Source organism: Lacihabitans soyangensis (assembly GCF_024343775.1).
Lineage (GTDB): Bacteria > Bacteroidota > Bacteroidia > Cytophagales > Spirosomataceae > Leadbetterella > Leadbetterella soyangensis.
Genome location: NZ_RJUF01000035.1, coordinates 26,792 through 33,129 on the forward strand (window position 1 = coordinate 26,792; position 6,338 = coordinate 33,129).

Genomic DNA, 6,338 nt, shown 5'->3' on the forward strand with positions numbered 1-6,338 from the left:
CTAAGTATCTAGCAGAATGACATTAATTTCTTTATTTTTAACTAGTTACCTGACATTTAATTTAAATTATGCATATATGTTTGATAGTAAAGAAGAGGTTTTGTTTATAGTATTTAGCAAGGCTTTCGGGTATTTAGAAGGCGGCAATCCCAGAAAATCAGCATATTGCTCGCCCAAAAACATCCTGGTTTGGGCATTGAAATAGTCCGAAACAAGTTCGTTGTTGGCCATTTTTTGATACGATTTAGAGAGCGACTCCGTGAGTTTTACCCCAATTTCTGAACTCTTAAATTGCCTCGTAGCAATCGCTTTATCAAGATTGATGGCACTTTTAGCATCAAAAACCAACAATTCTGGACTTATACCCATCAATTGCCCAACCACCGCCCAATGGTGATAGTAGGCTTTTTCGAAAACTTGGTCTATTTCTACACCCATTTTCTTTAATCCCCGCAACACTATCAATGAGAAAGATAGGTTGGTCCCCATCATATCCTCTTGGTTGATTGGCATGCCCCAAGTCATATCCCATTTTCCTGTCTTGAGTATCATAAACCGCCAAAAAGCGTGCATTAGTCTGATTTTCAGAATCAAAGCAATCGCTTTTTTCTCTTCCCAGAGCCTTAGGGTCATAACATTTTTCACGAACTTTCCTGTTTCCTGAAGTCTGTTATAGGTGTCGCTTTGAATTCTTCCAGAAAATCCCAACACCCTGGCTCCATCTTCTCCCAAATAACAATACGGCAAAGAATAACAGCCCAAGACTATACCGATATTGATCTGGTATTTCTTGAAAAAATCTGTCGCTCTTACTATTTCTTTGAAATCAAAAAAGTCAGGCAGTAGATTATTTTCAGAGAAGAAAGCGACAGTTTCCTCATCTTGCTGACTGAAATCTATTCCATCGAAATCACTCAAAAAAGGCATCAAGATGCCGCCCATTTTGTGGCCATGCTTGTTAAAAAGTTGTTGCATAAGGGCATCGGCGAGGGTATCACCTTTTTGTCTGTATACATCTAACTCTTTCACCATTTTGCCAGTAATTGCTGTTTATTTGAAAACACAGAAATACCTGCTTTTGTTTGCCTTACCCCGTAATATAATCCTAAAAAACACCTTTGTAGCTATCTCTTTTAGCAAAAACCAGCCGCAGTAGTTAAATACCGAAATGAATTATTATTTTTGTAAAAAAACCTATTTCGCAATGTCAGCCCAAGCAAGAATAGACGAACTCACCGAGCTTCTCAACCATTACAACGATCGCTACTACCAAGATGCCGTTTCGGAGGTTTCTGACCAAGAATTTGACTTTTTGCTAAAAGAACTCGAAACTCTCGAGGCTCAAAACCCTACACTTAAGAGACCAGACTCTCCGAGCCACCGTGTTGGAGGTACTATCACGAAGTCTTTTGAGACCGTGGTGCACAAATATCCAATGCTGTCGCTTTCGAACACCTACAGCGAAGACGAGCTACGTGACTGGGACGACCGCATAAAAAAAGGACTCAACGGTGCTAGTTACGAATACATTTGTGAAATAAAATTTGACGGCATCTCGCTTTCCTTGACCTACGAAAACGGCGTACTGGTCAGAGGCGTAACCCGTGGGGATGGCACACAAGGTGACGATATAACCACCAACATAAAAACCTTGCGAACTTTACCCTTGAAAATCAACCAAAAAAAGACCAATACCGCCCAGACAAATCTTTTTGGTGGAAGTACGATCGGGCAAAACTTTGAGATTCGTGGAGAAGGATTTATGCCCAATGAGGTTTTTGAAAGAATCAATCTCGAACGTGAGGACATAGGCGAAGACAAGCTAGCAAATCCAAGAAATGCTGCTGCGGGAACATTCAAAATGCAGGATTCGGGTGTGGTGGCTAGCAGAAATCTGGACTGTTACATTTATCAGTATCTGTCAGAAAACGATGAATTCAAAACCCACGAAGAAAGCCTGATAGCCTTAAAAAATGCCGGGTTTAATGTTTCTGAAAGCTATAAAAAGGTAAACGATATAGAAGGTGTAATTGCTTACATCAACGAATGGAGCGAAAAAAGACACAGCCTCAAATGTGCTACCGATGGCATTGTCATAAAAATTAACGACTATGCCCAGCGAGAAGACCTCGGTTTTACGGCGAAAAGCCCGCGTTGGGCCATAGCTTACAAATACAAAGCGGAGTCAAAATCAACAGAACTATTGGGTGTTACCTATCAGGTGGGACGTACGGGAGCCATTACGCCTGTGGCCGAACTTAAGCCCGTGGAACTATCAATGACTACTGTAAGAAGGGCCACCTTGCACAACGCCGACGAGATAAAAAGGCTCGGTTTGTCTATCGGGGACCAGGTTTTTGTAGAAAAAGCGGGGGAAATCATACCGAAAGTGACAGGTGTGGACACCTCAAAACTACGTGATGAGGCCACAAGAGAAAGTTCAAAAGTTTGTTTTCCGACCAATTGCCCTGCATGTAACTCCGAATTGTACAGAAATGAGGGTGAAGCTGCGTATTACTGTCCAAACGAAATGGGCTGTCCACCACAAATCAAAGGCCGAATAGAGCATTTCATTCAGCGAAAGGCCATGAACATCGACTCGCTGGGAGAAGGAAAAATTGAGATTTTGATGGAGCAGGGGCTGGTTTCAGATGTTTCTGATTTGTACAAACTCAGCTTTGAGAGCCTTTTGGGTATCGAAAAAGTACATATCGACGAAAACACGGGGAAAGAACGAAAGGTAAGTTTCAAAGAAAAAACCGTGCAGAACATCCTAGACGGCATAGAAAACTCTAAAAATCAACCTTTTAGTAAAGTGCTTTTTGCACTGGGAATTCGGTTTGTGGGCGAAACTACGGCTCAAAAACTAGCAGCTTATTTCAAAACCCAAGAAGCACTTCAGGCTGCAAGTTTTGATGAACTCAGAACAGTACCCGACGTTGGCGAAAAAGTGGCTCAAAGTCTGCAATTGTATTTCAAAGAAGACAAAAACCTCAAAATCATAGAAAATCTGAAATTGGCAGGTCTAAAATTTGAAGCTGAAAATATTGTTTTGGAAAAAGAAAGTGAAGCACTGATGGGGAAAGCATTCCTTTACACGGGCACATTTGAGTCGTTTTCGAGAGAAGAATTGGAACAAAAAATTGACAGCAATGGCGGAAAACTGGTCAGTGGAGTATCCAAAAAGCTGGATTTCTTGATAGTTGGAGAAGGAGCCGGCCCATCAAAACTCAAAAAAGCCGAAGACCTCGGAGTAAAAATGATCAACGAAGAAGAATTTAAGGCAATGTTGTAAAGATAATTAGGAATGATAAATACTTGTTGTTCCTAATATTTTCTGTGCAGTCCGTTGAGAAATTTTGGTTTACTTAAATTTCAAAAGCTTGACAATGTCAAACCAAAATTTATCAGAGGATCATTGCACAGAAAGTGTTTTTTTTGACGGTTGGCCGCTGCCATTCTTTTTTTTCGAAAAAAAAGAATGCCCGTCTGGCAAGACACACAAAGTATATCAAAAAACATTTTCCAAAGACTGAAATTTTAGACCCTTAATTGATTAGAATCAAAATATTTAAATGAAATACCTCAAACTCATCCTCAAAGCCCTCAAAGGCGATGAGAACATGGACTACACCAGTATATCCATCAACAAAGCCCTCTTACTTTTGGCCGTTCCGATGGTAGTCGAAATGTCCTTCGAATCGCTCTTTGCATTGGTCGATGCATTTTTTGTGGCCAAATATGTAGGTACAAACGGTATGGCTACCGTAGGTCTCACCGAATCGGTACTGACCATTATTTACTCATTGGCTTGGGGCATCAGTACGGCTGCCACGGCCATTATTGCACGCAAAATAGGCGAAAAGAACCCACAAGACGCTTCCAAGTCCTTGATGCAAATCATCAACATTTCGGCTGGAATCGGGGTGCTTTTGGGGGCATTCGGTTATTTCTATTCGGCCGAAATATTGAAACTAATGGGTGGCTCTGACCAACTCATCAAAGAAGGGATCGGCTATACGCAGATTCAGTTTTTGAGTGCTCCTATCATTATGTTGTTGTTTTCGTTGGGTGGTGCATTACGTGGGGCCGGTAATGCCGCTTTGGCCATGAATGCCATGATTATCGCCAACTTAATCAACATGTTTCTGGATTTTATCTTTATTCCTATCATGGGCATGGGCGTAGAAGGAGCCGCTTTGGCGACGATTATAGGCCGCAGTGTGGGCGTGGCCATACAGCTTTCGGCGTTTTTTGCCAATAATATCAACCTCAAACTTACCTTCAAAAAATGGTTTGCGGATTGGCGATTGATTTTCGAAATCCTAAAAATATCGGCTGGAAGTGCTGGGCAGTTTATCATTCAGTCGGCCAGTTGGGTGTTTCTGATAAGGATATTGTCAGACTTTGGCTCCGAAGTAGTGGCGGGTTATACCATCGCCATCCGAATTATTGTGTTTACCATTTTACCCTCGTGGGGACTGGCCAATGCCGCAGCTACGCTGGTTGGGCAAAACTTGGGAGCCAAACAACCCGAAAGAGCAGCCAAATCGGCATGGCGAGCAGCATTTTTCAATATGGGTTTCTTGGGCATAGTGGCCATTTTGTTCTTCATTTTTGCCCGACCATTGGTGATGTTGTTTGACGAAAATCCAGTGGTGATGGAAACTGGTGTAGAATGTCTGCAAATACTTTGTGCAGGCTACATATTCTTTGGTTTTGGTATGGTTATGTCTCAAGCCATCAATGGTTCTGGCGACACCAAAACCCCAACGGTGCTCAATATCATCGGTTTTTGGGTTTTGCAGATACCGATAGCCTACATATTGGCGGTAAAACTAGACTGGAAACAAACGGGCGTATTCTGGGCAGTGGTCATCAGCGAATCCATCTTGGCCATTTTAGCCATCCTATATTTCAAAACTGGTAGGTGGAAGAAGAATACGATTGATTTTTGACCCTGAGGTGGAAATTTATGGACAAATTTGATTTCAGGACTTGACAAAATCATTGTTTTAGTAGCCATTTAGGTCTGGAATAAACACTTGTAATTGAGTACTTTGAACATTATATTTGAAAAAGACAAACCATTAAAATCTAAACACAGATATTCTCATGAAAATGTTAACGAAACTCATTTTTATTACACAACAACCACATTACGAAGGCATTAATTAAAAAAATAATCAAAATTTAATAACGATATTACCGAAACCATGAAAATGAGTTTCGTAAACATACTCGTTAGCTGTCAGGCAACGAAACGACAACGAACAAATAATAAAATAAAAATGACTGAAGAAGAAATACCAGACTATAATATTTTTATGATGTGCGAACGACTTAATGAAGAAGCACTTTCTCAATTGAAATCCGAATATTATTTTAGAAACTGCCGACCCAATGAATTGCAAATATGGAAAGCCTTTCCGTTTGACAGTGAAACTGTGCCAACCGAATACGAAGACTTTATGAACCAAATTATTAACGATTCTTATGGTTCAGATATGAAGACCTTCTTTAGCAACACCATTTTTGTATGTAATAAGGACGATAAACCAATTGCAACTTGTTCTCATTGGAAAGCATACGGAAAGTTTAACTCAATTCATTGGCTAAAAACTATAAAAGAATACGAAGGACAATGTTTGGGACGAGCTGTATTATCTGAAATAATGAAAAGTTTTAGTTCAGACGATTTTCCAATATATCTGCACACACAGCCAGGAAGTTTCAGGGCAGTTAAACTTTATGCCGACTTTGGGTTTAAGCTATTAAAAGGTGGACAAATTGGACACAGACCAAACGAACTTGAAAAATGTTTACCAATCCTACGTGAGTTCATTCCTAAAAAAGACTTTGAAAAATTAGAAATAGTTGACACACCTCAACATTTTATAAAATTGGTGGAAAATGAAACGACAATACAATTCTGAGAAAAATGCCCGAACAGCTAATCGAGTAGCCTGCCCCACTAGGAAACCCTAGCAGGGAGAGGCTCTCACACCACTGTACGTACGGGTCTCGTATACAGCGGTTCATTAAACATCGGACTTACCTTTTCATAGTAATCGTTCATACTTTCGTATCCCCTTTTTCTTAGGCGTTCTAGTGTGATAGTTGTTACCATTATAGGACTTTGGGCTATTACCCATCCTCCTTTTCGGGTTCTGCTAAATTGGTAGGCTTTACTTGGTGGAACTCCCAGTCGTATCAAGTTCTTACGTTTCCGTTCTGGCTTTTTCCAGTCTGTCCAAATGCAATATCGTAAACGGTTTCTTGTCCAACTGTCTATGCTTTTGAGTTTGCTGCCTATATTTCCAAGTTTGAAATAGTTG

At 40.5% G+C, this 6,338-nt stretch carries 5 protein-coding genes; 3 read left to right on the forward strand and 2 right to left on the reverse strand.

The annotated features are described in order from the left end of the window. Nucleotides 1–66: 66 nt before the first annotated feature. Nucleotides 67–1,032, reverse strand: coding sequence for an oxygenase MpaB family protein (locus EGI31_RS11975; RefSeq protein ID WP_255037471.1), 966 nt, complete (start codon nucleotides 1,030–1,032; stop codon nucleotides 67–69). A 172-nt stretch (nucleotides 1,033–1,204) separates the two neighbouring features. On the opposite strand from EGI31_RS11975, the gene ligA reads away from it, so the two are divergent. The 3 genes from ligA to EGI31_RS11990 all read left to right on the forward strand — a co-directional run bounded on the left by ligA (nucleotide 1,205) and on the right by EGI31_RS11990 (nucleotide 5,936). Further along, complete coding sequence (gene ligA / locus EGI31_RS11980) at nucleotides 1,205–3,295, forward strand: NAD-dependent DNA ligase LigA (protein WP_255037472.1); 2,091 nt, start codon at nucleotides 1,205–1,207, stop codon at nucleotides 3,293–3,295. Nucleotides 3,296–3,575: 280 nt separating this feature from the next. Continuing rightward, nucleotides 3,576–4,958, forward strand: a complete 1,383-nt coding sequence (locus tag EGI31_RS11985) for an MATE family efflux transporter (RefSeq protein ID WP_255037473.1) — start codon at nucleotides 3,576–3,578, stop codon at nucleotides 4,956–4,958. Nucleotides 4,959–5,216: 258 nt separating this feature from the next. Further along, nucleotides 5,217–5,936, forward strand: coding sequence for a GNAT family N-acetyltransferase (locus tag EGI31_RS11990; protein ID WP_255037474.1), 720 nt, complete (start codon nucleotides 5,217–5,219; stop codon nucleotides 5,934–5,936). A 65-nt stretch (nucleotides 5,937–6,001) separates the two neighbouring features. Here EGI31_RS11990 and EGI31_RS11995 read toward each other — a convergent pair. Continuing rightward, nucleotides 6,002–6,338: group II intron maturase-specific domain-containing protein (locus tag EGI31_RS11995; RefSeq protein WP_310586207.1), on the reverse strand; the 337-nt coding region annotated here is incomplete at its 5' end.

Excerpts from the sequence above, each read along its gene's own strand:
- EGI31_RS11975 (WP_255037471.1), bottom strand. The coding sequence starts at position 1,032 with ATGGTGAAAGAGTTAGATGTATACAGACAAAAAGGTGATACCCTCGCC.
- ligA (WP_255037472.1), top strand. The coding sequence starts at position 1,205 with ATGTCAGCCCAAGCAAGAATAGACGAACTCACCGAGCTTCTCAACCAT.
- EGI31_RS11990 (WP_255037474.1), top strand. The coding sequence starts at position 5,217 with ATGAAAATGAGTTTCGTAAACATACTCGTTAGCTGTCAGGCAACGAAA.
- EGI31_RS11985 (WP_255037473.1), top strand. The coding sequence starts at position 3,576 with ATGAAATACCTCAAACTCATCCTCAAAGCCCTCAAAGGCGATGAGAAC.